Raw genomic sequence first — 23,612 nt, forward strand, 5'->3', positions numbered from 1 at the left:
GGCGCGTGCCGTGGCGATCAAACAACTGTTAAAACGCACCAGTGGCTGGCTGTACCTCAACTCTCCGGTCGGGCGCAATCAACTGCACGGCGCCGGGGTGATCCTGATGCTGCACCGGGTGCTGGCCAGCGACCAGGCCGCCGAACTGCCCCATCGCAATGAACTGTGCGTCGGGCCAAAGGCGTTTGAACATCTGCTGGCGTGGTTGAAAAAACACTTCGACTGCGTGCCGCTGATGGACATTCTGCAACCGGGTGCGCGCTCGGAGCGGCCAAAAGTGGCGCTGACCTTCGACGACGGCTGGCGCGACAACGCGCTGAACGCGTTCCCGCTGCTGCAAAAACACCAGGTGCCGGCGAGCATCTTTCTGTCCACCGATTTCATCGGCAGCCGCCAGCGCTTCTGGTGGGAAAGCATTGGCGAAACCCTGTGGAACAGCCATGGCGAACAGGCACGCCTGCAGCTGATCGAACGCTTGCAGCAACTTGGGCGTCCGTTGCCGGCATTGTGCGACGACCCGGATCAGCAACGCCGCAGCCTGGCGTTGCTGAACTTTTTGCAGAGCCTGAAAACCCTGTCACCCCTGGACCTCAATCGCCTGACCGACGACTGCCCGCAAGAGTCGTTGCCCCAGGCGCTGGACTGGCAGCAAGTGCGCCACCTGGAAGCGTCCGGCCTGGTGCGCTTCGGCCCCCACGGCGCCAGCCACGCCATCCTCACTGGTCTCGACGATCAACGCCTGGATGAAGAACTGAGCCGCAGTCGCGAGGCGCTGCTCCACGGTTGCAACCGGCCGTTGCCGGTTTACTGCTACCCCAATGGCGACAACGATGCGCGGGTGCGCCAACAGGTGGCCAGGCATCACTTCCCGTTTGCCCTGGGCACCGACACCGGCATTTATCGAGGAACCGAAGATCCACTGGCCCTGCCACGCTTCGGCGTCAGCCAGCGCACCGCGCGCAATCCCGGGTTGCTGTCCTGGCGCATCTACCGTGGGGCGCGTCCATGAGCCGCAACAACTACCTCAGGCACCTGGCCCTGAGCATGGGCACCAAACTGGTGATGATCGCCCTGCGCTTGCTGCGCAACGTGTTGCTGGCGCGGATTCTCGGCCCCAGCGAACGGGGCTTGTTTGCCTTGCTCAGCGCCCTGCCCGACCTGATCAGCGCTGCCACCAGCGGCGGCTTGAATTCAGCGGTGGGCTACCAGGCGGCCAAGCAGCGACCGATGGGCTTGCTGCTCAGTCAGGTGCTGCTGTTCGGTTGTCTGCCGGCGGCGTTGCTGACCTTGCTGGTGGTGGCGCTGACCCGCGAGTTCGGCAGTGAACTGGGCATCACCACGCAATTGGGCCTACTCGCCTGGCTGTTGCTGTTGGCGGTGCCGCTGACCGTGCTCAAAAGCGGTTTGCTGACCCTGCACAACGCCTCGGGCGGCGTGGTCGCCTTCAATGCCTTGCGCCTGATCGAGTCGCTGGCGCCGCTGCTGGTGTTCCTTGCCCTGTTCTGGATGTGGAAAAGCGCAGCCCTGGAAGCGGCGCTGATCAGTTGGCTGACGGGGATCAGCCTGGTGGTGCTGGCCGGTTCGGTGTGGCTCAGGCGCGAGCATCCGCTGAACCTGCAATGGGACCGCGCCAGTCAAAACGAACTGCTGCGCTACAGCGCCCGCAGTCATCCAGACCTGCTGTTCCAGCAAGTGATTCTGCGCTCCGACTACCTGTTCATCGGCGCCCTGCTCGGCACCACGGCGCTGGGTCACTACGCCATGGCCAGCGCGGCCGCCGAGTTGCTGCTGATCGTTCCGGAAGCAGTGACCACGCCGCTGATGAAGCGCCTGTTGCAACAGGAAGAAGGCATCGAAAAAGTCACGCCACTGGCCTTGCGCTTGACCGCTACGGTGATGCTCGGCGCTTGCCTGACCATGGCAGTGGTCGGTGAATGGTTGATCGTGACGCTGTTTGGCGAGGCCTATCAGCCTGCATATCCTGCGTTGCTGGCGCTGCTGCCGGGCCTGTTGGGTCTGTGCTACATGAGCATTCTGCGCCTGGACCTGCTGGGCAAAAACCGGCCCGGCACGATTTCGTTGTTGATGGGCCTCAGCGCCCTGCTCAACCTGGCGCTCAATGTGCTGCTGATCCCGACCTACGGCATCGTCGGCGCAGCAGCCGCATCCTCTATCGCGTACCTGGCCGTGACCCTGGCGCTGTTGGTGGTGTATTGCCGGTTGAGCCACGTGCCGGTCTGGCAAACGCTCATCGTCCTGCCCGGCGACATCGCGCCGATGCTGCTGATGCTGCAACGGAAATCGGCATGAAACACCTGTTATTGCTGGTGAGTCTTGGCCTCGGGCTGAGCGCCGAAGCCGCAACCATGCGTTGGGCCGATATCCGCGACGGCAGCCTGTACCTGCAAACGGACCGCCCCGACAGCCTGACCGTGCTCTGGGCCCCGGTGTGGCAGGCTGAAGCCAACGAAGAGCACCTCTACTTGCTCGACGGCCAGGGCAAACTCCAGAGCGAACGACTGATTGCCGCCAATGAGCCCCGCGGTAGTCAACGCTGGAACCTGGCGCCGGCAGCCGCCAGTTATCGACTGGAAATTCCCGGCTACAGCTTCCGCCGTTATACGGTTGAGCACGACGACCACACCGTCGCACTGTTCGCCCCGGCCAAGGTGCATTTCAGCGCCGAGCCCCGGGACGGTGACGAGTTGTATTTCAAGGTCGCGGCCGGTGAGCACGCGGTGCTGGCCGGAAAATTCCACGGCGGCGTCGGCGCGTTGCAAGCGCAGCGCGTGAGTGACGGCCAACAACTTTCACTGTCTCTAAAGCCTTACCCCGCCTATTGGCAGTTCGACAAAATCGAGTTGCCCGTTGCAACCACCGATCAAGTCTGGCGCCTGCACCTGCGCGGTAGCGGCAAGGTCGCATTCTGGCTCGACGGCACGGCCAACCTGTTCGCCCAGAACCCGCAACAGCTCAAACCCTTGCGCGAAGACGAAGGCCAGACCCGGCTGACGCTGCACAACGACGTGCTCGGCAAGACCCCGAACCTGGGGATCGCCCTGCCCTATGCGCGACTGCCGGATTCCAGTTTCGCCGTGCTCGATGCCCTGCAACCACAGGCCGGAACCTATTACAGCCTGGTCGACATCATGGCGACGCGGCCGCATTACGAAGACGTGTTCCGCCGGCTGTATCAGGATCGCTTGGGCATCACCCAGGACATCACCCTGCTGGCCGGCAGACAGCGCCAGGCCTACCTGCGCGCCGACACCACCAGCAACGCCGGCCTCGACGCCTGGCTCGCCGCCACACGCGCACTTGGCGGCAAGGGCACGCACTACATCGGCTTTGCCGACGAACCGAACCTCAACTACCCGGACTACGCCAGCTACCAGCGCATCTTCAACAGCATGGCCTGGCAAGTGCGCAGCAACCCGGACAACGCCAAAGCCGGCGTACGCATCGCCATGCCGGCCAGTTCCCGGTTCGTCAATGGCCCGTTCGTCGACCATGCCGCCGACAAGCGCGGCATCGACTGGGCCCGACGCTTGCTGGCCGAGTCCGGCGACAAGATCGATGCGCTGGCCTGGCACGAATGGATGGTCCGCGACCTGCTGGCGACCCGTGTCTACCGCGATAGCGTACGCAAAGCGGCAGAGCTGGTGGGGCTCGACGCCCAGGGACGACCGCGCAAAGCCCTGTTGCTGGACCAGACCAACATGTCCAGCGGGGCCAGCCTCAGCCCTTACGATCAGGAAACCCACTACGCCTCGTTATGGTGGGCCTCGGTCATCATCAATGCTTCCCAGGACGGCTTGCTCGACATGCTCGGCTGGTTCCAGGCCGCCGACGAACCTGAGTATCCCAAGGGCATGTTGCGCGTGCTCGGCGAGGATGAATTCGAGCTCAAGCCCGTGGGCCTGGCGCAGCAATTTATCCGCCAGCATTGGCTACACGATGTCATGCGCCTGGAGAACGACGCCTTCGAGGTTGACGTGCTGGCCATGTCTGCCGGGCACCAACGCAGCCTGCTGGGCGTCAACAAAGGCTCACGCTTGCAGCGTGTGAGCCTGGCTGGCGCGCTATGTCCATTGGCCCAGGGATCATTGCGCTATTTCGGCGCCGACAACCGCAGTCGCGACGCATCTTTCAAATGCCTGGAGGGTCACATCAACTTCGATTTACCAGGAGAAACCCTGTTTGCCCTCAGCTGGAGCACCTCATGAACGTCATTGATTTTTTACCGCGTGGACGATTCGTCGCGCCTTGAGTCAATCCACTCACGGCCAACACCGTCAGGAGTCAAAAACATGAATGTTCTGAAAAAACTCAGCGATCACATCAAGCAAAAAGGCTTGCGCGCCACCGTCGGCAAAGTGTGGAAACACTACGTATTTTTCCACGAAGAACTGTTGTGGATGGAGCGTGATCTGGTGAGCCCGGTACCACCACACAACCTTCGGCCCTATTCACCGCTGCGGCTGGAAACCATCACCCCACAGAACGCCGTGGCGTTCGCCAAACACTTCGGCGATCGCGTGGGCACCATGGCCGAATTGGCGTCCGAAGGCTACACCGGGCACATGTATCTGGATGAAAACGGCGATACCGTGGCCTTTATCTGGGGCAGCACACGCGATTATCTCGACCGTCATTACTACGGCTGCATGTTCCCGGTGAAGCCAGGTGAGTTCTTCGAGTTCGCCATCGAGCAGATTCCTGCCTACCGGGGCACCACGCTGTCGGTCGATTTCCAACTGAACCTGTGGAAAGCCATGGCTGATCAGGGTTGCAACAAAGTGGTGGATATCTGCGAGTCCCACAACATTCCCGCGCTCAAGATGCACATGCGCATGGGGTATCGCGAGCAGGGACGGATCATGAACATCTACCACCTGTTCGGCTGGCGCTTCTTCCGCGAAACCCGCTACAGCGGTTCCCGCCTGAATGCCTTGCGCAAACCGGCACCCTCTCCTGTTCCGGCCGAGGCGAGCTGATCTTATGTCTGCACGATTCGAATGGCGCACTTCGCTGTGCACCGACGACTTTCCGATAGCGGCTTACGAAGCGTTGCGCCTGCGCGTAACGGACCACACACCGTTCAACACCCTGGCCTGGCTGTACGCCTCGGAACTGGCACTCAATCCGGGCGAGCAGTTGCACGTACTGCTTGGCTGGCAGGGTGAAGAACTGGCGCTGTGCCTGCCGCTGGTGGCGTCCGTGGAGCGCTTTGCGCGTTTGCCGTTTCGGGTCCTGCATCATTTGGGCTATCCCCTCGCCGACCGCCTCGCACTGCTGACGAGGCTGGACGACGACAATTTACGCAAGGCGCTGACGCAGATCCGGCAACGCCTGCCCCATGCCGTGCTGCAACTCAACGAACTGGCCGGTTCCACGGCCCAGGCACAGGCCCTGGCGCCGTGGCAGGCATTGAGTTCGACCGCCGAACAACGCCTCAGCTGTCGAGTGCCGGTGCACCTGATCAGCGAGGCCGACCATCAGGAAGTCTCCGGCGACCCGCGCTACAAACTGCGCCGCGCGCGCAAACGCATCGCCGCGTGTGGTGCCCAGGTGCGGCGGATTACCCCCGACTCCCTGACCATGGGGCCGCTATTGCAGGAAATCAGTGAAGTCGAAGCCGTGAGCTGGAAAGGCGATGAAGGGGTCGGGATCTTTTCCGATGCCCGCCATCGCCAGTGGATGGACCGCGCCTTCACCGCCCTGGCGGCCCGAGGCCTGGTGCGCGTGGTAGTGCTGGAGCTGGAGGGGCGCTGCATCAGCTATCGACTCGGCTTGCTGGAACAGGGCCGACTGTACGACTACAACCTGGCGTTCCTGCCGCAATATGCCGACCTGGGCAGCGGCCGGGTGCTGCTCGAAGAGTGGATTCGCTGGGGCCTCGAAGACAACTGGCAGTGGATCGATGCGTCACGGGTCAGCCTGGAAAACTCCAGCCATCAACTGCACGAACGCATGACCGGGCAACTGGAACACTGGCGCTGGAGTTTTTACTCCGGGCGCCCCAGCGGTCTGCTGCTGGGGCTGGCCTTGCGGATCTGGCAACGCTTCAAACCCCGATTGCAGCAATGGCGCGCCAGACGCGCCGCGGCCGCAGTCGCCACCCCGGCGCCCGGCGCGGCACCTGCTGTCAAAGCGCCTGCGCCTACGGAAAACCTCAAGGAGGGTAAACATGCCTCGGCAAGTGATAGTCAACGCTGACGATTTCGGCCTCAGTGCCTGCGAAAACGCGGTGATCCTGGGCGCGTTCCAGGCCGGGCTCATCAGCTCCGCCACCGCCATGGCCAACATGCCGGCTTTCGAAGCGGCCTGCGTCCTGGCCCGGCATCCGTTGCTCGAAGGCCGCATCGGCCTGCACTTCAACCTGACCTACGGCCGGCCGTTGAGCCAGAGCATTGTGCAGCGTCCGACGTTTTGCGACGGTGCCGGCGTGTTCGACCTCAAACTGCCCCGCACCCGCCTATGGCTCGGGCGCCGGGATCGCCACGCCGTGCTCGAAGAACTCGAAGCCCAGTGGCAGCGTTGCCTGGACAACGGCCTGCGCCCCAGCCACCTGGACTCCCATCAACACGTGCACAACATCTGGCCGATCGGCGAGATCGTCGCGCGCTTCGCCGCCCGCCAGGGGGTGCCGGTGCGTCTGGCACGCAACCTGGGACAAAACCTCAGCCTGCCCAAGCGCGTGTTCAAGGACCTGCTCAACCGTCGCCTGAGCAACCTGGCCGGCGCCACCGCCGACTACGTGTGCACCCCGGTGGATCTGCGCAACGCCGAGCCGCCACCCGACGGACTGCTGGAAATCGTCGCCCACCCGAACCAGCTCGGCGCCGACTTCGGCGATGCCTACCTGGAACCGGGCGAGTCCTTGAGTGTACTGCTGGAACAGCGCTTGCCGGGTGTGCCGCGGGTGGCCTATGCCGCTGCGGGCGATGCTGCGCCTCACCGCGCACAGGGCGTTCTGGAGTAATCCGCAATTCCTGTGGGAGCGTGGCCCCGCGATGGCTGCCTAGCAGGCGGCGTGGTTTTTTGCGGGTGTACATATCCGTTTCTGCGGTAACGGCCGCTATTGGTTCCGCCCTTACGGCGGGTCACTTTCGAAAAGCGCGAAAGTAACCAAAGCGCTTTGCCCCTGACGTTCGGTGCCTCGCCAAGTCTCGGCATGCCCTCGCTCCGGTCCTGCTCCGTGGGCTCACGAGGGGGCAAGAAGATCAAAAGCTAAAGCCAAAGCAAAAGCGAGGCGGCCTACCGGCCGGCCTGATCGCGGGGTTCGTTCGCCTGTGAGAATTGAGTCGGCTGACAGACCGTCTTCGCGAGCAAGCCCTCTCCCACAGGTACTCAGTACATCCGAAAAGTTTCGATCGGCTGTCAGGTCGTCATCGCGAGCAGGTCGGATCGCCGCACCGCCGCCCCCACAGAAGAGCAAAAGCAGTGCCGCGTACACCCACGCTCTTCACCACTCATCAGGCCGAGCGTTAGCTCGCCTGCAGCTCTTGATCTTGATCCACCCGCCCCCTCGGCAGGCTGAGTGGAGGCGTTCATCCGGGGGTGGGCGCGCAGCGCCGTTCGGCGCAGCCGAACACATCGAGAGGAGGTCGAGCGAAGCCGACCGGAGGCGATGCCCCCGGATGAATGCCGGAGCGAAGGAACCCCGAGCCCAGGCGAGGGGCCGTACGTTCGGGGCGAGCGTTTTTTGGGTTACTTTTTTTAGGCGCTTGTAAAAAAAGTGACTCGCCGTAAGGGCGAAACCATTAGAGGCCATTACCGCAGAAACGGATATGTACTCAATCGACCAAGAACCTGGTCAGCCCAAAGACCGCCAAGGTCAAAGAAGATCAACCGCCCCCAACAACCCCCTCCCCATGCATCTGCCGCAACAACCCCAGACCACCCTCGAAAAACGCCGAAGAGCCAACCTGCCCCGCCTCCACCGCCAATCCTTGCAACTGCTCACGCCCGGTCAACTCGGGAAACTCGCCAATCCTCTGCAACAACCGCCACGCCAACGGACTCAATTCGGAAAACCTCACACTCCAGTCCTCCGCCCGCCGTACCAGCAACAAGGTCGGCTGAGCAGGTAAAACGTCCGGCTGATAATCCGGCCCCACCCGTTGCACCGGCCAGGCATACGCCAACGGCCAGGCCAGCGGCGACACCCGCAAGTGCCGATCCAGCAGCAACGCGGAATCACCGCCAACCAGAGGCTCGGCATCAGACTGTTGCAGCGCCATTTCCACCCACTCGTAATGCGCCAGCTCCACCATGAACGGCGGCCACGGCCCATCGCTCAACGTCTGAGGCCCGGCCGAGAGAAACTCGACAAACTCTTGAGCAATCTCACCAAATTTCGGCGTGCAGGCGCGGTAGTCCCGCAGAAAGATCCGCACCAGCGACCGCCAGCGTTCATCACCCAGAATCTTCACCAGCACCGGAAAAGTGCCACTGAGCAGCGAAGACAGGTTGGCGAACACCAGATCGCGATAAACCTGTGCCCGCACCGGGTCCATTTCGCTGGGTGGCGCGTTGTGTTCAGGGTCGCGCAGGTACAGGCCCATGGTGGTTTGTTGATGCAAAAGACTCGACTTCTCCACGGTTCAAACCTCCTGTTGCAAACGGCGAATGGTCTGCAATTCCGCCACCAGTTCGGCGAATGCCGGAAAGTTGAAATCCCGCTCCAGCAAGGTCGGTTGTGCGCCAAACCGGGCATAAGCCTGGGCCAGCAACGACCAAACCGCCGGTTTGACCGAAGCGCCGTGGGTGTCGATCTTCAAGGTGTCGGACTCGTCGAAATGCCCGGCAATGTGCATCGCCACCACCCGGCCCGAATCGATGCCAGCCAGAAACGCCTGCGGATCGAAGCCGTGGTTGATCGAATTGACGTAGACGTTATTGACGTCCAGCAACAGGTCGCAATCGGCCTCGCGCAGCACGGCATTGGTGAATGTCACCTCGTCCATGTCCTGTTGAGGCGCGGCGTAATAAGAGACGTTTTCCACCGCCAGACGTCGCCCGAGAATGTCCTGGGCCTGACGGATACGCGCCGCGACGTGGTGCACCGCTTCTTCGGTAAACGGCAACAGGTCGTACAGATGGCCGTCATCGCTGCAATAGCTCAGGTGCTCGCTGTACAGCGGCACGTTGTAGTGATCGACGAAGCTGCGAACCTCATGCAGAAAATCGACGTCCAGCGCCGACGGCCCGCCCAGGGACAGGGACAAGCCGTGACAGGACAATGGATAGCGTTCAGCCAGGGCGCGCAATGCCGCGCCGTGGGCACCGCCGATACCGATCCAGTTTTCCGGGGCGACTTCCAGAAAGTCGAAATCGCCTGCCGGTGCGGCCTGGAGGTCTTTCATTAAACCGCGGCGCAGGCCCAGGCCGACGCTGGCCTTCGCTACGGGAGTGACGGGGGTTTGCATGATGTCGATCTCAGACGATGGCTGGGGGTACGGGCACCGAATCGATGCCCGCCGTCAGACACAGTTAATCGAAGCGGTGTATCGGGCCTGTGTTCACTTGTGCCGGAAAATGCCAGCGTGTGTATCGCCAGCAAGTCCATACACACTGCGGTACAGACCCGCCACTGGCTATCAGGCCAGGTCGTATTTCTCACGCACCAGATGGCCGATGCCCATGCGATCGAGCACATTCATCGGGCACAGGAACGTCACACGCACGGTGCCCGGCAGGCGACTGATGTCGATCGATCCGGTGATGGTGGCGCGGTTGAGGACTTCGTCATAAGGCAGGCCGGTAACGGAAGCGGCTCGTTGCAGGCCGTTTTCCACCGCCAGGTTGAGGTTCTCGCCGCTACCGATGAAGGTGATCGGCCCACTCTGTTCGATCTCGTGCTGGCCCCAACGCTCACCCAGCTCACGGACTCTTGCCCGTTGTTCGGCGTTCATTGGCCGGGCCATCGGCGGCAAGTCATCGAGATTTTGCAACAGGATCGGCCCTTCCAGGGTCAGGTTCTTCACCACTTGCACCACCACTTCGGTTTCCCCGGAACAATCGGTGGCGTGCCCGGCGATTTCGCCATTGCCCTGTTGGGCATGCATGTCACCCATGTACACCCCGGCACCGGGAACTTTAACCGGGCAAATCAGCACGCAGCCTTCGCGAATCGAGTTGGTGTCCATGTGGCCGTCGGTTTTCGCCGCGTGCAGCTCTTCGCGAGTCATGCCGAAACGGTGCGGTGCATTGATCAGGTACTGGCCGAAGTCGGCGCAGTTGTGGGAATCGGGCAAGTCCCGGGATGGCAGGGTGCCGATGTTGCCGAGAAACGGCCGCATGTGAGCCGCAACACCTGGAATGTCGGCACGGGCCAGGGACAGTATCGAATGCTGGGCGGCGAATTCCGGCAGCGCCGACATTTCTGAGGCGTTACCTGCCAGCCGATTGGCGATGTCCTGATTGACCGTCAGGCTGACCTGGTTCTGCGCATCGAACACAATCACATAGCCGTGGCTGAAACAAAACGCGCTGACTTCGGCACCACAGTGGTTGCAGCGAATAGCCTCGGCGCCGATGCCTTCGACATGGCTGGCGGGATGATCGGTGCCGCACATGGAGCAGAATTTAGAAACGAACGGATCGCCGTTGTACCGCCCCTCAACAAAGCTCATCACCCCGGATGAAGTCGCCAGCGACGTCACGCGCATGCTTTTGATCTTGATGGCCACGGCATCACCGATTTGCGCCCCGGCGATCGCCACCGGTTGCGTCACTTCATGCCCGCCCTCGAAGGCGGGCGTGATCATCGGTCCCCAACAGCCCGGTGGCGTACCGGTGATCAGCGTACCGCCGTCGACCAACGGCCCGAGCATTGGCTGGCTCGGGCCAATGATGCCGTTGGTGTAGTGATCGACCCGCAGTCGATCCACGGGTGTGACGTTGGGATCGGGTTGAGACACAAGCGTTGTCATGGAAGTCCCCTTGACCGCATCAGGCGCGGAACAGAGTCGAGCGTACGGCCGCCGGTCGCGACGGCCAGGGAGAGCGTCTTGGCCGCCACGGTTTAACGGCGCCAAAACGGCCTTCACAGTTCATCGCAGGTTTGTATCGGTTCTGTGTTCGGCTGGGGTCTGAAGTTGCGCGGGACTGTATCGAAAGGCCGGTGAGATACAGTGAGATACACAGCACAAATCCCCTGAGGGAGCGGTGTCCGTCAGGAACATGTAGCTTTCGTCGCGCCAGGCCGCGCGGTACAAGGCCCGAACTAAACTTACTGCACACAGGACCCGCTTGGTGCCCTGTACATTCCCACGACCACCGCCCAGCGGCGAACGCCTCGCCAAACACTGCCCCTGGACCGTGATCCTGCTGAAGGAGCACACATGATGGACGAGGCCAGACTCAACGATTTCATGGGCAAACTGGTGAATGACATGGGCGGCGCGGCGATGCTCGCCAACGTCATCCTCGGCGAAGAGCTCGGCCTGTACCGGGCGATGGCCGACAGCCAGCCAATGACCCCGGAAGCACTCGCCGCCAAAACCGGCTGCAACACCCGCCTGCTGCGCGAATGGCTCAGTGCCCATGCCGCCTCCGGCTACATGGAACACCGCGACGGCCAGTTCCGTCTGCCCGAGGAGCAAGCCATGGCTTTGGCAAACGAAGACTCACCGGTTTATGTGGCGGGCGGAATCAGCGTGGTCGCGTCGTTTTTCCATGACAAGGACAAACTGGTCAACGCCATGCGCGGCAACGGCGCCCTGCCCTGGGGCGATCACCATCCGTGCATGTTCAGCGGCACCGAACGCTTCTTCCGCCCCGGCTACAAAGCCCATCTGGTCGCCGAATGGTTGCCCGCCCTCGACGGCGTGGTGACCAAACTGGAAGCCGGGGCCAAAGTGGCGGACATCGGCTGCGGCCATGGCGCCTCGACGGTGATCATGGCCCAGGCGTTTCCGGATTCGCGCTTCGTCGGTTTCGACTACCACGCGCCATCCATTACCGTTGCCACCCAACGGGCCGAAGAAGGGGGTGTATCCGACCGGGCCAGGTTCTTCCAGGGCACGGCCAAAAGCTACCCCGGCAGCGACTACGACCTGATCTGCTACTTCGACTGCCTGCACGACATGGGCGACCCGGTGGGTGCGGCCAAACATGCCTATGAATCGCTGAAGGACGACGGCACGGTGCTGCTGGTCGAGCCCTACGCCAACGACTTGCTCGACGACAACGTCAACCCGGTCGGACGTCTGTTCTACGCCGCCTCGACCTTTATTTGCACGCCGAACTCGCTGTCCCAGGAAGTCGGCCTGGGCCTCGGTGCGCAGGCCGGTGAAGCGCGGTTGCGCAAGGTGTTCAGCGAGGCCGGATTCACCCGTTTTCGCCGGGCCACGGAAACGCCGTTCAACCTGATTCTGGAGGCGCGTAAGTAAACACCGCCGCCCGCTCTGTGCAGGAGCTGCCGCAGGCTGCTCCTGCAGGCGCGGCGGCAAATGCTACGCTGCACACATTCAAGTGTCCTGCGCAGTGCTGACCATGCTCGACCGCCAAACCCGTGACCAACTCGATCGCCTCCATCAGCTCATGGCGGATCAGCCGTTTGCCGTGCTGACCGGTGCCGGTATCAGCACGCCCTCGGGCATCCCGGATTATCGCGACAACCAGGGCGTGCGCCGGGGCCGGCAGCCGATGATGTACCAGGAGTTTCTCTCCGCCCCGGAGTCCCGGCGTCGCTATTGGGCGCGGGCGATGCTCGGTTGGCCGAGGGTGCGTCTGGCGCAGCCGAACGTGGCCCACGACACCCTGGCCCGTTTGCAAGGCACGCGGCAGATCAGCGGGTTGATCACCCAGAACGTCGACACCCTGCACGACCAGGCCGGCAGCCATGACGTAATTGAACTCCACGGCAGTTTGCACCGGGTGTTGTGCCTCGATTGCGGCCAGCGTAGTGAGCGCGATTCGATCCAGCACTTGATGGAAACACAGAACCCGTACCTGGCTGGCGTCGACGCGGTGCAGGCGCCGGATGGCGATACCTTGCTCGACCCGGCCTTCGAGGCGCGCTTCCAGGTCCCTCACTGCCCGCATTGCGCCGGTGAACGGATGAAGCCGGATGTGGTGTTTTTTGGCGAGAACGTCGCACAGGCCACAGAGGCCAGGGCGATGTCGGCCGTCGAACAGGCTGCGGGGCTTTTGGTGATTGGCTCGTCGCTGATGGCCTATTCGGCGTTTCGCTTGTGCCGGGCGGTGGTGGACCAGGGCAAGCCGTTGATTGCGATCAACCTGGGCAAGACCCGGGCCGATGAGATGCTGGATTTGAAGATCGAGGGGTCGTGCGAGCGGTTGTTGCCGTTGTTGGCCGAGCGCCTCTCTTCCTGATCAACACAGGAATTGTGTTCAGTGCATGGCTACTCGTTGCCCAAGATTTTCCTCTTTCAGCACATCAAACAACGCCTGCGCCGCCGCCGACAACTCGCCCCCAGGCAACGTCAGCACCCCAAGCGCCCGCTCCACCACCGGGTCGCGCAAGGTAATGCAACGCGCCCCCAGTTCACGCATTTGCCCGGCACACAAGGCCGGCACCGCGCTCACGCCCAGGCCACTGGCGACCATGCGCCCGACCGTCGCCAGTTGATGGCTTTCAAACTCCACCGGCAGCTTCATCCCGCGGGCCTGCAAGTGTTCTTCGAGCATCACCCGCACCGTCGACGGACGCTGCAAGGTAATGAACGGCTCCTTGAGCAAGGTCTGCCAGTCGATGTCATCGAGTTCGGCCAGCGCCGAATCCAGGGGCACCACCGCAACGAATCGGTCGATGTACAACGGCGTGAATTGCAGCGACGAACTCTGGGTCGGCTCGAACGCCACCCCCAGTTCCACCTGGCGGTCACGGACCATTTCCAGCACTTGCTCGTTGATCACGTCATTGACCGTCACGTTGACATTCGGATAACGGGCGCGGAAGGTCTTGAGGATCGGCGGCAGCAGGTTGCCGGCGAACGACGGCATCGCCGCCAGGGTCACGCGACCACGCTGCAGGGTGAAGCGTTGGCGCATTTCATCCTCGACATTGTCCCAGTCGGCGATCAACCGGCGCGCCAGCGGCAGCAGGGATTCGCCTTCGGCGGTGAGCGCCACGTTGCGTGTATTGCGGGTGAACAAGCGCCCGCCGAGGCCCTCCTCCAGCGCCTTGATGGTCAGGCTCAGGGCCGACTGCGACAGGTGCAAGCGCTCGCAGGCCACGGCAAAGCTCAGGCTCTGGGCCACGGCCAGAAAGGCGCGGATCTGCTTGACGGTCATGGGGCAATGCTCCAGTTGTAAGCTACAGGTTCTAAGCTGCAAGGGACGGGGCAGCACATTATTGAGCTTTATCAATCAATCAGATCTAAAAAACAACTTAACAAATGAATCTTGCAGCGAGACACTCCTTCCCATTCGGCTAGCCAGCCGCCCACAAAGAATAAAAGAGGTGCATATGGCAGGTTTCGACAAGCGCGTGAGTTCCTATGAGGAAGCTTTGGCAGGTCTTGAAGACGGCATGACCGTGATCGCTGGCGGCTTCGGCCTGTGCGGGATTCCGGAGAACCTGATCAACGAGATCAAGCGCAAAGGTACTCGCGACCTCACCGTGGTCTCCAACAACTGCGGCGTCGACGGTTTTGGCCTCGGCGTACTGCTGACCGACCGCCAGATCAGCAAAGTGGTGGCGTCCTACGTCGGCGAAAACAAGCTGTTCGAAGAGCAACTGCTCAAGGGCGAAATCGAAGTCACCCTGACCCCGCAAGGCACCCTCGCCGAAAAAATGCGCGCAGGCGGCGCCGGCATCCCGGCCTTCTTCACCGCCACCGGCGTTGGCACGCCTGTCGCCGAAGGCAAGGAAGTGCGCGAATTCCATGGCCGCAAGTACCTGATGGAAGAATCCATCACCGGCGACTTCGCCATCGTCAAAGGCTGGAAAGCCGACCATTTCGGTAACGTGATCTATCGCCATACCGCCCAGAACTTCAACCCGCTGGCGGCCACCGCCGGCAAGATCACCGTGGTCGAAGTCGAAGAAATCGTCGAACCCGGCGAACTGGACCCGGCGCAGATCCACACCCCTGGCATCTACGTCGACCGGATCATCTGCGGCACGTTCGAGAAACGCATCGAACAGCGCACCGTGCGTAAGTGATCCCCTGCCCCCGGACCGAATGAAGGAATAACGACAATGGCACTTTCCCGCGAACAAATGGCTCAACGCGTCGCCCGCGAAATGCAGGACGGCTTCTACGTGAACCTGGGCATCGGCATTCCGACCCTGGTCGCCAACTACATCCCCGAAGGCATGGAAGTCATGCTGCAGTCGGAAAACGGCCTGCTGGGCATGGGTCCTTTTCCTACTGAAGAAACCATCGATGCCGACATGATCAACGCCGGCAAGCAAACCGTGACCGCACGTACCGGCGCGTCGATTTTCTCCTCCGCCGAGTCCTTCGCGATGATCCGCGGTGGTCATGTCGACCTGACCGTGCTGGGTGCCTTTGAAGTGGACGTGCAAGGCAACATCGCCTCGTGGATGATCCCCGGCAAACTGGTCAAGGGCATGGGCGGCGCGATGGACCTGGTGGCCGGCGCCGACAACATCATCGTCATCATGACCCACGCGTCCAAGGACGGTGAGTCCAAGCTGCTGTCCCAATGCAGCCTGCCGCTGACCGGCGCCGGTTGCATCAAGCGCGTACTGACCGACCTGGCCTACCTGGAAATCGAAAGCGGCGCGTTCATTCTCAAAGAGCGTGCACCGGGCGTCAGCGTCGAAGAGATCGTTGCCAAGACTGCCGGTAAAATGATCGTGCCGGACCACGTGCCGGAAATGCAGTTCGCTGCCCAGTGAGGAATCATTCCATGCAAGAAGTCGTCATTGTTGCCGTCACGCGCACCGCGATCGGCAGCTTCCAGGGGTCCCTGGCCAATGTGTCCGCGGTTGACTTGGGCGCTGCGGTGATCCGTCAGCTGCTGGCACAAACCGGCCTGGACCCTGCGCAAGTCGATGAAGTGATCATGGGCCAGGTGCTGACCGCCGGCGCCGGGCAAAACCCTGCGCGCCAGGCCGCGATCAAGGCCGGCCTGCCCTTCGCCGTGCCGGCCATGACTTTGAACAAGGTCTGCGGCTCGGGTCTTAAAGCCCTGCACCTGGGCGCCCAGGCGATCCGCTGCGGCGACGCCGAGGTGATCATCGCCGGTGGCCAGGAAAACATGAGCCTGGCCAACTACGTCATGCCCGGTGCCCGCACCGGCCTGCGCATGGGCAACGGGCAAATCGTCGACACCATGATCAGCGATGGCCTGTGGGATGCGTTCAATGATTTCCACATGGGCATCACCGCCGAGAACCTGGCCGAGAAGTACAGCCTGACTCGTGAGCAGCAGGACGCGTTCGCCGCCGCTTCGCAGCAGAAAGCCGTGGCCGCCATCGAAGCCGGGCGCTTCGTCGATGAAATCACCCCGATCCTGATCCCGCAGCGCAAGGGCGATCCGCTGTCCTTCGCCACCGACGAACAGCCACGGGCCGGCACCACCGCCGAATCCCTGGGCAAGCTCAAGCCAGCCTTCAAGAAGGACGGCTCGGTGACCGCTGGCAACGCTTCGTCACTGAACGACGGTGCCGCCGCCGTGATCCTGATGAGCGCGGAAAAAGCCAAGGCCCTCGGCCTGCCGGTGCTTGCAAAAATCGCTGCCTACGCCAACGCAGGTGTCGACCCGGCGATCATGGGCATCGGCCCGGTGTCGGCAACTCGACGCTGCCTGGACAAGGCCGGCTGGAACATCGACCAACTGGACCTGATCGAAGCCAACGAAGCTTTCGCCGCACAATCCCTGGCCGTGGCCAAGGACCTGGAATGGGACTTGAACAAGGTCAACGTCAACGGCGGCGCCATCGCCCTGGGCCACCCGATCGGTGCCTCGGGTTGCCGCGTGCTGGTGACCCTGCTGCATGAAATGCTCAAGCGTGACGCCAAGAAAGGCCTCGCCACCCTGTGTATCGGTGGTGGTCAGGGCGTGGCGCTGGCGCTCGAGCGGGCGTAAGCCAACAGCGTTCAACAGGGGGTGCGGGGACCCACGAAGATCCGTGACCGTCTGGAAAAACACCCGGTGCGATGCAAGTCGCACCGGGTTCTTTTTTGCCTGGTTTTTTTCAGTTAGACCGAGTCATCGTTCTTCGCCCCACTGATCACCACAAACCTCGGGCCAGACCCGGCAAAACGCAAAGTCTACGGGGCCGCACCCAGCAACTGCTGGCGCAACTCGGGATTATTGGTGCGCGGATCGAGCCAGATGGCAAAAAACGCCTTGGCGAATTGCAGGTCCTTCACATCACGCAGTAACTGCTGACCGAGAAAAAACCGCGCGCCCTGCCCCGGCAGATAGACCCCGGTCAGCCGCGTGCCGGCCTGCACGTCGACGAACGACTGTTGCATCTGCGCCTGCCAGGACGCTAATTGCTCGGCACTGACCGAGGTGCCGGCGAGTCGCTTGATTTCCCTGACGCTGGCGTTCACCAGGTCATCACGGGAAATGCTGCGCTGGTAGATCAGCTCCAGGGCGAACGGCTGATCGCCCGCCAGGGGCCGCGAAGTACTCCAGAGCCGTGCGCTGTAGACATCGAAGCCGTACTTGCGAAACTCACCGCTGCCGAGGATTTGCGCACCAGGCAGCGAATCCTGCCAATTGGCCAGGGCCTGGCAGCTCAGCAAGACAAGCAGCCACAGACCATGGCGCAGCGGTGTTCGTTGGCGGTTCATGGCAGATTGGCCTCATCGCGGGATGCCCAAAAAAACGTACGCGTAATAGACCCTTTCGTACAATTTCCAAAGGCCTCTATTTTTGTATACAAAATGCACATACACATAAAGCAATCTATCCGATGCAATGTTACCGTTGCCACCTCACACAGGTCGGAGACGTGCGCGTGTTGATCCTCAAATTGCTGGTGATCCCAGGCTTCCTGCTACTGATTTCCCTGGCTGGCAAACGCTGGGGGCCGAGCGTGGCCGGTTGGTTGTCGGGGTTGCCGGTGGTGGTCGGGCCGATCCTGTTGTTCCTCGCCCTCGAACAAGGCCAGGCGTTCGCCGCGCAATCGGCCACCGCCGCGCTGTCAGCCATGTTCGCGATGATTGCGTTTTGCGTGACCTACGCCCAGGCCGCACAACGGGCCGGATGGCCGCTGGCGCTGTTGATCTCGCTGTCGGTCTGGGCGCTGGTGGCGGTTGTCCTGTCGCTGATCCCTGCATCCCTGGTGTTTTCGGTGTGCGCCGCCGCCACCGCGCTGCTCGCCGCACCGTACCTGTTCCCCACCGTGCAACCGGTGCTCAGTGGCCCTGCGCCGAAATCCGACAAGCTCTTGCTGCGCATGGTGGCCGGTGCATTGCTCACCTTGGTTGTGACACTATTGGCCAGCACTGTCGGCGACCGCTGGAGCGGCCTGCTGGCAGTGTTCCCGGTATTGGGCAGCGTAATGGCGGTATTCTCCCAGCAAACCCGTGGCCCGGCCTTCACCGCCGCACTGTTGCGCGCCACCGCCACCGGCATGTACTCGTTCGCCGCCTTCTGCCTGGTGTTGGCCCTGGCCCTGCCGACGATGGGGATGAACGCTTTTGTGCTGGGCATCGCGGTGTCGGTGGCCATGCTGGGCGTGACCAAACGCCTGCTGGCGCGGCCAGCCAGCCCGGCGACGGACACTGAAGGAACCGTCAAAGCAACGAAACCCATTCGATGATTTCGCACGAGTAGAACAACAACGTTGCACGTCAATCGAACGGGTTTGCTTCAACATCAGCCTCAGTTCCACCCCCTACCCGACTGAGGCCTGCACCATGAAATTCTTTTTCCACCCTTCGCCGAACCCGATGAAAGTTGCCCTGCTGCTCGAAGAGCTGCAAACCCCATACGAGTTGATCGGCGTCGACACCTTCAAGGGCGAGCAACACCAGCCAGCCTTTTTGGCGATCAACCCAAACGCCAAGGTACCCGCGCTGGTGGATGGTGATGCCACCGTGTTCGACTCCCAGGCGATCCTGCTGCACCTGGCGTACAAACATCAGCGTTTCCTGCCGACCTCCGCTGCCGGCCAGGCCGAGATGCTGTCGTGGTTGATGTTCATCGGCACCGGCCTGTCGCCCTTCTCCGGCCAGGCGGTGCACTTCCTGCACCACGCACCGGAAGATCTGCCCTACGCGAAAAACCGCTATTTCAAGGAAGTCGAACGCCACTACCGCATCCTCGACGAGCGTCTGGCCCAACATCAGTACCTGGCGGGCGACACCTACAGCATCGCCGACATTGCATTGTGGGGCTGGGCCAACTACGCACCCTACATCCTCGGCGAGAGTGGTCTGGCGGCGTACCCGAACGTCAAGCGCCTGTACGATGAAGTCAGCGCCCGCCCGGCCGCCCAGCGTGCCCACGGCCTGAAAGAGCAACTGGTGCTCAAGGCCGAATTCGACGAAGAAACCCGTCGCAACCTGTTCCCGCAAAACCAGGCGTAACCCGCCGGTTGTTGGCCAGCGAGCGGCGGATCGAGTTTCTCGACGTGATCCAGAGTTATCCGTCGCAGCGGGAAGTTTGACTGAGGTGCGGGGCTTGCCTGTGGCGAGGGAGCTTGCTCCCGCTGGGTCGCGAAGCGGCCCCCTGCACACTTTCAGATGTACCGCACAGGCAGGCGGCTTAGCGACTGCTTCGCAGCCGAGCGGGAGCAAGCTCCCTCGCCACAAGTGCTCACATGACCACTCGGTAGAGCACACTGGAATGCATCACAACCTCCATGGGATGATCGCGCCCCACCGCGCGCCCATCCCTGGAGATTCCGATGTCATTGTTGAGTAAAAAAGCCGTTGTCCTGCTGCTGGCAGCCGCTACCGGCCTTGGGGCTTTGAATGCGCAGGCCGCCAAGGCCACTTCCAGCGATGCACCCGCCCAGAAAGTCTCGATGCTCAGCGGCAAGTTCACCTTCAACCTGCCCAAGGGTTTCATCGCCAACCCGCTGCCGGCCAGCCCTGAAGGCGCCAGCGGCACCCTGTACAGCAATGAAACCACCAAGACCGTGGTGATCGCCGCTGAAAACACCCTGCCCAACGGTGTCAGCGTCAAGGACAACGACGGCGGGTTCCTCGACGGCACCGTGGCCGATTTCGAAGCTGCGCAACACAAATCCCTGCCCGACTACAACAAGCTCAGCGAGAAAGCCCTGACCCGGAAAACCGGTCTGGGCCTGCGCCAGGTCGACGGCACTGCCACGCAAGGCGGTGGCATGACCCTCACCACCACGCTGATGGCCGCATCCGGCACTCGCATGGCGGTGATCCAGGTGATTTCCCGCCCAGGCGACATGGCGGCCCACGAAACCCTGATCAAACAGATCGTCAGCGGAAAATGAGGCTCAGGGGTTGAGACGCTGCAACCAGGCGCTCAAATCCTGTATCTCGTCGGTGCTGATGCTGTGACCGACACCGGGGTAGCCGTGAAACTCCGGTTCGAGTGACACGCTCTGCAACAGGCTGTTGGCTTCGGTGCCGTCGCTGAATGGCAGGCGTTTGTCCTGCTCGCCATGACCGATGAATATCGCCAGCGACTGGCGTTTTTCATCCGGTTGAAGCTCAGACTTGAGCACCGGCAGAATCCGCCCGCTCAACGCAGCGATCCCACCGAGCGCCTCGGGATGCCGCAGACCTGTTTCGTAGGACATGATCGCGCCCTGACTGAAGCCGACCAGGAACACCTTCTCGGGTTCGGTGTGATATTTCTTCGTGGCCTGTGCGACGAAATCCAGCAGCAACTGGCCGCTGGACTTCAGATCATCGGTCTCGCCGTTGTAGGCCCCTTCGCCCTTCTTGCGGAACCACTGATAGCTGCCCGCCTCCATCACCAACGGCGCCCGCACCGACAGGTAGGTGTAGGACGCAGGCAAGTCATCCTTGATGCCGAACAGGTCCTGTTCGTTACTGCCGTAACCGTGGAGGAAAATCACCAGGGGTTGATGGTTCGAATCGGTGCTGGCCTGCTCCAGGTACTTGAGCGGCAAGTCGGTTTGCAGAGGGGTTTGGGCGTGAACGGCAGTGGATACCAGGAGCGTGAGCAGCGCGAGAATCTTCAACATGGGTCTTCCTTCACGGAATGCAGGATTCGGGGAAGAGCCTAACACTGGTCAGTAGGCAGGAACATCTCGGGCGTGGCTGATGCCGCCTTCGCGAGCAAGCCCGCTCCCACACTGGATCGCCGTGGCTCACCGATTATGTGTTCACTGAAAATCCAGTGTGGGAGCGGGCTTGCTCGCGAAGAGGCCAGTACAGACAAAGAAATTCCTGGCTCAGTCGTTGATCAACTTACCCACCCGAATCGGCTCACGCCCCGCCACCTTCGCCTGCCAGCTGCCTGGCTGGGTGTAGCGTCCACGGTCAATGGCGAACAGCACACCGCTGGTGCCGGCCTGCACGGTGGTGACCTTGTCGTTCAACGGGTCGACCACCTCGAACAGCGCATCGCCCTTCTCCACCCATTCCCCGGCCTCACGCAGGAAACTGACCACGCCGTGATGCGGGGCGAACAGGTACTGGGTGCCTTCGAATGGCATGCCTTCACAGCATTCGGCCGGTGCCGCCGGCCAGGTGCCGGAGATCAAACCCTGCTCGGCGAGGAACCCGAGGATGGCCTCGCAATTGGCCTGGGCCTGGTCGACCCGGGTGTCGCCCATGCTGCCCAGTTCCAGGGTGGTCGCCAGGTTGGCCGGTGGAATCGCCGCCGCCGGGAACGCCCTGGCCAGACGCAACCATGGCGAAGAACAGGATTCATCGAACGAGCTGCCGCCGGAGTCTTCACACAACAACGCCACGCCGGCCTTCAAGCGCGCCGCCAAGGATTGCCATTGTGGCCAGTGCTGCGGCAAAGCGTAGATGTGGATCGCGGCGTCGAAGTCGCAATGCAGGTCGAGGGTGATGTCGGCGTCGCAGGCATGGCGCAGCAACAGGCGGTGCATCGCTTCCAGCTGCGATGCCGCTGGCGGCAAGCCGTCGAGGACCTGGCCCATGGCCTGGCGAATCAGCGCGATGTTGGCCTGGGCGTCGCTGCCAAGGCGATCACCGATCAACGCGGCCACCGGCGCACTGAGTTCGACGAACGAGCGGTTGAAGTTCTTGCCGCTGCCCAGCTCGAAACGCCCCATGTGGCTGCCTTGCAAGTGCTGGTCGAGGCCAATGGGATTGGCCACCGGCACCAGTTCGATCACACCCTTCAATTGCCCCTGTTGTTCAAGTTCGGCCAGGCGTTTCTTCAACTCCCAGGCCGTACGCATGCCCGGCAATTCGTCGGCGTGCAGGCTGGCCTGGATGTAGACCTTGCGCGTGCCCGCGCCATAACGAAACACGCTGAGGGTGCGCTCGCTGCCCAGGTGGCTCCAGGGCAGTTTGTGATCGATGCGTTGCATGGGGGGAACTCCTGATGTCAGAACGGCGAGATCACCTGTGCTGAAAATGATTGCACAAAAAAAATGGCAACCGCGTCTGACGGTTGCCACTTTTCCAAACGGCTGGATTACTCGCCGTAAACGTCAAACTTGAAGTACTTGTCCTGCACTTGCTTGTACTTGCCGTTGGCGCGGATTTCGGTGATCGCTGTGTTGAATTTCTCGGCCAGAGCGGTATCGCCCTTGCGCACGGCAATTCCGGCGCCACCACCGAAGTATTTCGGATCGTTGTACTCAGGGCCGACGAAGGCAAAACCTTTACCGGCATCGGTTTTCAGGAAACCGTCGTCCAGGTTGACCGAGTCGGCCAGCAGCGCATCAATGCGGCCGGACACCATGTCCAGGTTGGCTTCCTGCTGGGAGCCGTAGCGCACCAGGACAATCCCTGCCGGTTGCAGCACTTCAGTGGCGAAGCGGTCGTGGGTACTGGCGCGCAGGACACCGACTTTCTTGCCCTTGAGTTCGGTCAGCGGATCCTTGACGTCGCTGCCTTCCTTCATCACGAAGCGCGCCGGGGTGTGGTAGTACTTGATGGTGAAATCGACGTTCTTCTTGCGGTCGTCAGTGATGGTCATGGACGACAGGATGGCATCGATTTTCTTGACCTTCAGCGCAGGGATCAGGCCGTCGAACTCTTGCTCGACCCAGGTGCATTTGACTTTCATCTGCTCGCACAGCGCATCGCCGATATCCACGTCGAAACCGGTGAGTTTGCCGTCAGGGGTTTTCATCGAGAATGGCGGGTAGCCAGCTTCGATACCGATGCGGATCGGCTTGGCGTCTTCGGCCACGGCGGTCAGGGACAACATCGACAGTGCCAGGGCACCGAACATCACTAGCTTCTTCATTTATAACTCCTGTGTGCGGAGGCTTTTATTGGCAGCTTCGATTGGCAGCGTTCGGTCATCGATTCGTGAGCGGGAACCGAAGTGGCCGGCAGTCTAGAGCGGCTACAGGAGGGCAAATTACGCCAAGGCGACAAATATTTATAGAAAAGTGGCACCCGGAGGGAGGCATAGAGGTGAACGCGCCTTGACGGTGCAAAGTCTGTCAGACATACCGCGTTTTCAGACCAGACCTACAGGTTTTCCGGCTCCATCCGACAGAATGGGACGACTGGCGATACCGGGTGTTTTACGGCACATTG

The 23,612-nt window shown here is 61.9% G+C and carries 22 protein-coding genes; 14 read left to right on the top strand and 8 right to left on the bottom strand.

Features of this window, described 5'->3' with window-relative positions; genetic code table 11:
- The first annotated feature begins 10 nt into the window (after nucleotides 1-10).
- The 6 genes from KGA85_RS19575 to KGA85_RS19600 all read left to right on the top strand — a co-directional run bounded on the left by KGA85_RS19575 (nucleotide 11) and on the right by KGA85_RS19600 (nucleotide 6,985).
- Nucleotides 11-1,009, top strand: coding sequence for a polysaccharide deacetylase family protein (locus tag KGA85_RS19575; RefSeq protein ID WP_223537915.1), 999 nt, complete (start codon nucleotides 11-13; stop codon nucleotides 1,007-1,009).
- Entirely contained in the window at nucleotides 1,006-2,310 is a 1,305-nt protein-coding gene (locus KGA85_RS19580; protein ID WP_223533773.1) for a lipopolysaccharide biosynthesis protein, read from the top strand. The genes KGA85_RS19575 and KGA85_RS19580 overlap by 4 nt, the downstream gene beginning before the upstream one ends.
- Nucleotides 2,307-4,226, top strand: coding sequence for a hypothetical protein (locus KGA85_RS19585; protein ID WP_223543320.1), 1,920 nt, complete (start codon nucleotides 2,307-2,309; stop codon nucleotides 4,224-4,226). Before KGA85_RS19580 ends, KGA85_RS19585 begins: the two co-directional genes overlap by 4 nt.
- A gap of 84 nt (nucleotides 4,227-4,310) precedes the next feature.
- Nucleotides 4,311-4,997 (top strand): N-acetyltransferase, encoded by a 687-nt coding sequence (locus tag KGA85_RS19590; RefSeq protein ID WP_223460082.1) that lies wholly within the window; start codon nucleotides 4,311-4,313, stop codon nucleotides 4,995-4,997.
- 4 nt (nucleotides 4,998-5,001) lie between these two features.
- Entirely contained in the window at nucleotides 5,002-6,219 is a 1,218-nt protein-coding gene (locus KGA85_RS19595) for a GNAT family N-acetyltransferase (protein WP_223460084.1), read from the top strand.
- Nucleotides 6,191-6,985, top strand: a complete 795-nt coding sequence (locus KGA85_RS19600; RefSeq protein WP_223460086.1) for a ChbG/HpnK family deacetylase — start codon at nucleotides 6,191-6,193, stop codon at nucleotides 6,983-6,985. The genes KGA85_RS19595 and KGA85_RS19600 overlap by 29 nt, the downstream gene beginning before the upstream one ends.
- Before the next feature lie 865 nt (nucleotides 6,986-7,850).
- On the opposite strand, the gene KGA85_RS19605 is transcribed toward KGA85_RS19600, so the two are convergent.
- From KGA85_RS19605 to KGA85_RS19615, 3 genes are all read right to left on the bottom strand, one after another.
- Nucleotides 7,851-8,606, bottom strand: a complete 756-nt coding sequence (locus KGA85_RS19605; protein ID WP_223543321.1) for a DUF2063 domain-containing protein — start codon at nucleotides 8,604-8,606, stop codon at nucleotides 7,851-7,853.
- Between the two features lie 3 nt (nucleotides 8,607-8,609).
- Nucleotides 8,610-9,434: a DUF692 domain-containing protein gene (locus KGA85_RS19610; RefSeq protein WP_223543322.1), complete on the bottom strand. Its 825-nt coding sequence runs from the start codon at nucleotides 9,432-9,434 to the stop codon at nucleotides 8,610-8,612.
- A gap of 171 nt (nucleotides 9,435-9,605) precedes the next feature.
- Nucleotides 9,606-10,940, bottom strand: coding sequence for an acetamidase/formamidase family protein (locus KGA85_RS19615; protein ID WP_223459824.1), 1,335 nt, complete (start codon nucleotides 10,938-10,940; stop codon nucleotides 9,606-9,608).
- 414 nt (nucleotides 10,941-11,354) lie between these two features.
- Between KGA85_RS19615 and KGA85_RS19620 the strand changes: the two genes are divergently transcribed.
- Nucleotides 11,355-12,401 (top strand): class I SAM-dependent methyltransferase, encoded by a 1,047-nt coding sequence (locus tag KGA85_RS19620; RefSeq protein WP_223543327.1) that lies wholly within the window; start codon nucleotides 11,355-11,357, stop codon nucleotides 12,399-12,401.
- A 103-nt stretch (nucleotides 12,402-12,504) separates the two neighbouring features.
- Nucleotides 12,505-13,347, top strand: a complete 843-nt coding sequence (locus KGA85_RS19625; protein WP_223533740.1) for an NAD-dependent protein deacetylase — start codon at nucleotides 12,505-12,507, stop codon at nucleotides 13,345-13,347.
- 18 nt (nucleotides 13,348-13,365) lie between these two features.
- On the opposite strand, the gene KGA85_RS19630 is transcribed toward KGA85_RS19625, so the two are convergent.
- Nucleotides 13,366-14,268, bottom strand: a complete 903-nt coding sequence (locus tag KGA85_RS19630) for a LysR family transcriptional regulator (protein ID WP_223459828.1) — start codon at nucleotides 14,266-14,268, stop codon at nucleotides 13,366-13,368.
- 175 nt (nucleotides 14,269-14,443) lie between these two features.
- Here KGA85_RS19630 and KGA85_RS19635 point away from each other — a divergent pair, with 175 nt between their 5' ends.
- Genes KGA85_RS19635 through KGA85_RS19645 form a run of 3 tightly spaced genes read left to right on the top strand, consistent with a single transcriptional unit; the run spans nucleotide 14,444 to nucleotide 17,037 of the window.
- Nucleotides 14,444-15,142 carry a CoA transferase subunit A gene (locus tag KGA85_RS19635; protein ID WP_046043267.1) on the top strand — a complete coding sequence of 233 codons (699 nt, stop codon included), beginning with the start codon at nucleotides 14,444-14,446 and terminating at the stop codon, nucleotides 15,140-15,142.
- Between the two features lie 36 nt (nucleotides 15,143-15,178).
- Complete coding sequence (locus KGA85_RS19640; RefSeq protein WP_223533739.1) at nucleotides 15,179-15,844, top strand: CoA transferase subunit B; 666 nt, start codon at nucleotides 15,179-15,181, stop codon at nucleotides 15,842-15,844.
- Between the two features lie 11 nt (nucleotides 15,845-15,855).
- Nucleotides 15,856-17,037 carry an acetyl-CoA C-acetyltransferase gene (locus KGA85_RS19645; RefSeq protein WP_223543323.1) on the top strand — a complete coding sequence of 394 codons (1,182 nt, stop codon included), beginning with the start codon at nucleotides 15,856-15,858 and terminating at the stop codon, nucleotides 17,035-17,037.
- A 185-nt stretch (nucleotides 17,038-17,222) separates the two neighbouring features.
- Here the strand turns inward: KGA85_RS19645 and KGA85_RS19650 are convergent, their stop codons facing one another.
- Nucleotides 17,223-17,753, bottom strand: coding sequence for a chalcone isomerase family protein (locus KGA85_RS19650; protein WP_223533737.1), 531 nt, complete (start codon nucleotides 17,751-17,753; stop codon nucleotides 17,223-17,225).
- Nucleotides 17,754-17,920: 167 nt separating this feature from the next.
- Between KGA85_RS19650 and KGA85_RS19655 the strand changes: the two genes are divergently transcribed.
- The 3 genes from KGA85_RS19655 (at nucleotide 17,921) to KGA85_RS19665 (ending at nucleotide 20,383) form a co-directional block, all read left to right on the top strand.
- Complete coding sequence (locus KGA85_RS19655) at nucleotides 17,921-18,727, top strand: hypothetical protein (RefSeq protein WP_223533736.1); 807 nt, start codon at nucleotides 17,921-17,923, stop codon at nucleotides 18,725-18,727.
- A gap of 97 nt (nucleotides 18,728-18,824) precedes the next feature.
- Nucleotides 18,825-19,496, top strand: a complete 672-nt coding sequence (locus tag KGA85_RS19660; RefSeq protein ID WP_223533735.1) for a glutathione S-transferase family protein — start codon at nucleotides 18,825-18,827, stop codon at nucleotides 19,494-19,496.
- Nucleotides 19,497-19,816: 320 nt separating this feature from the next.
- Nucleotides 19,817-20,383, top strand: coding sequence for a hypothetical protein (locus KGA85_RS19665; RefSeq protein WP_223459836.1), 567 nt, complete (start codon nucleotides 19,817-19,819; stop codon nucleotides 20,381-20,383).
- Nucleotides 20,384-20,386: 3 nt separating this feature from the next.
- Here KGA85_RS19665 and KGA85_RS19670 read toward each other — a convergent pair whose 3' ends face one another.
- The 3 genes from KGA85_RS19670 to KGA85_RS19680 all read right to left on the bottom strand — a co-directional run bounded on the left by KGA85_RS19670 (nucleotide 20,387) and on the right by KGA85_RS19680 (nucleotide 23,313).
- Nucleotides 20,387-21,103, bottom strand: coding sequence for an alpha/beta hydrolase (locus KGA85_RS19670; RefSeq protein ID WP_223543324.1), 717 nt, complete (start codon nucleotides 21,101-21,103; stop codon nucleotides 20,387-20,389).
- A gap of 210 nt (nucleotides 21,104-21,313) precedes the next feature.
- The gene (locus KGA85_RS19675; protein ID WP_223459839.1) at nucleotides 21,314-22,426 is read right to left on the bottom strand and encodes a succinylglutamate desuccinylase/aspartoacylase family protein; all 1,113 of its coding nucleotides are present in this window, start codon (nucleotides 22,424-22,426) and stop codon (nucleotides 21,314-21,316) included.
- A gap of 107 nt (nucleotides 22,427-22,533) precedes the next feature.
- Entirely contained in the window at nucleotides 22,534-23,313 is a 780-nt protein-coding gene (locus KGA85_RS19680; protein ID WP_150752940.1) for an ABC transporter substrate-binding protein, read from the bottom strand.
- Nucleotides 23,314-23,612: the final 299 nt, after the last annotated feature.

This window comes from Pseudomonas sp. GL-B-12 (assembly GCF_019955895.1).
Lineage (GTDB): Bacteria > Pseudomonadota > Gammaproteobacteria > Pseudomonadales > Pseudomonadaceae > Aquipseudomonas.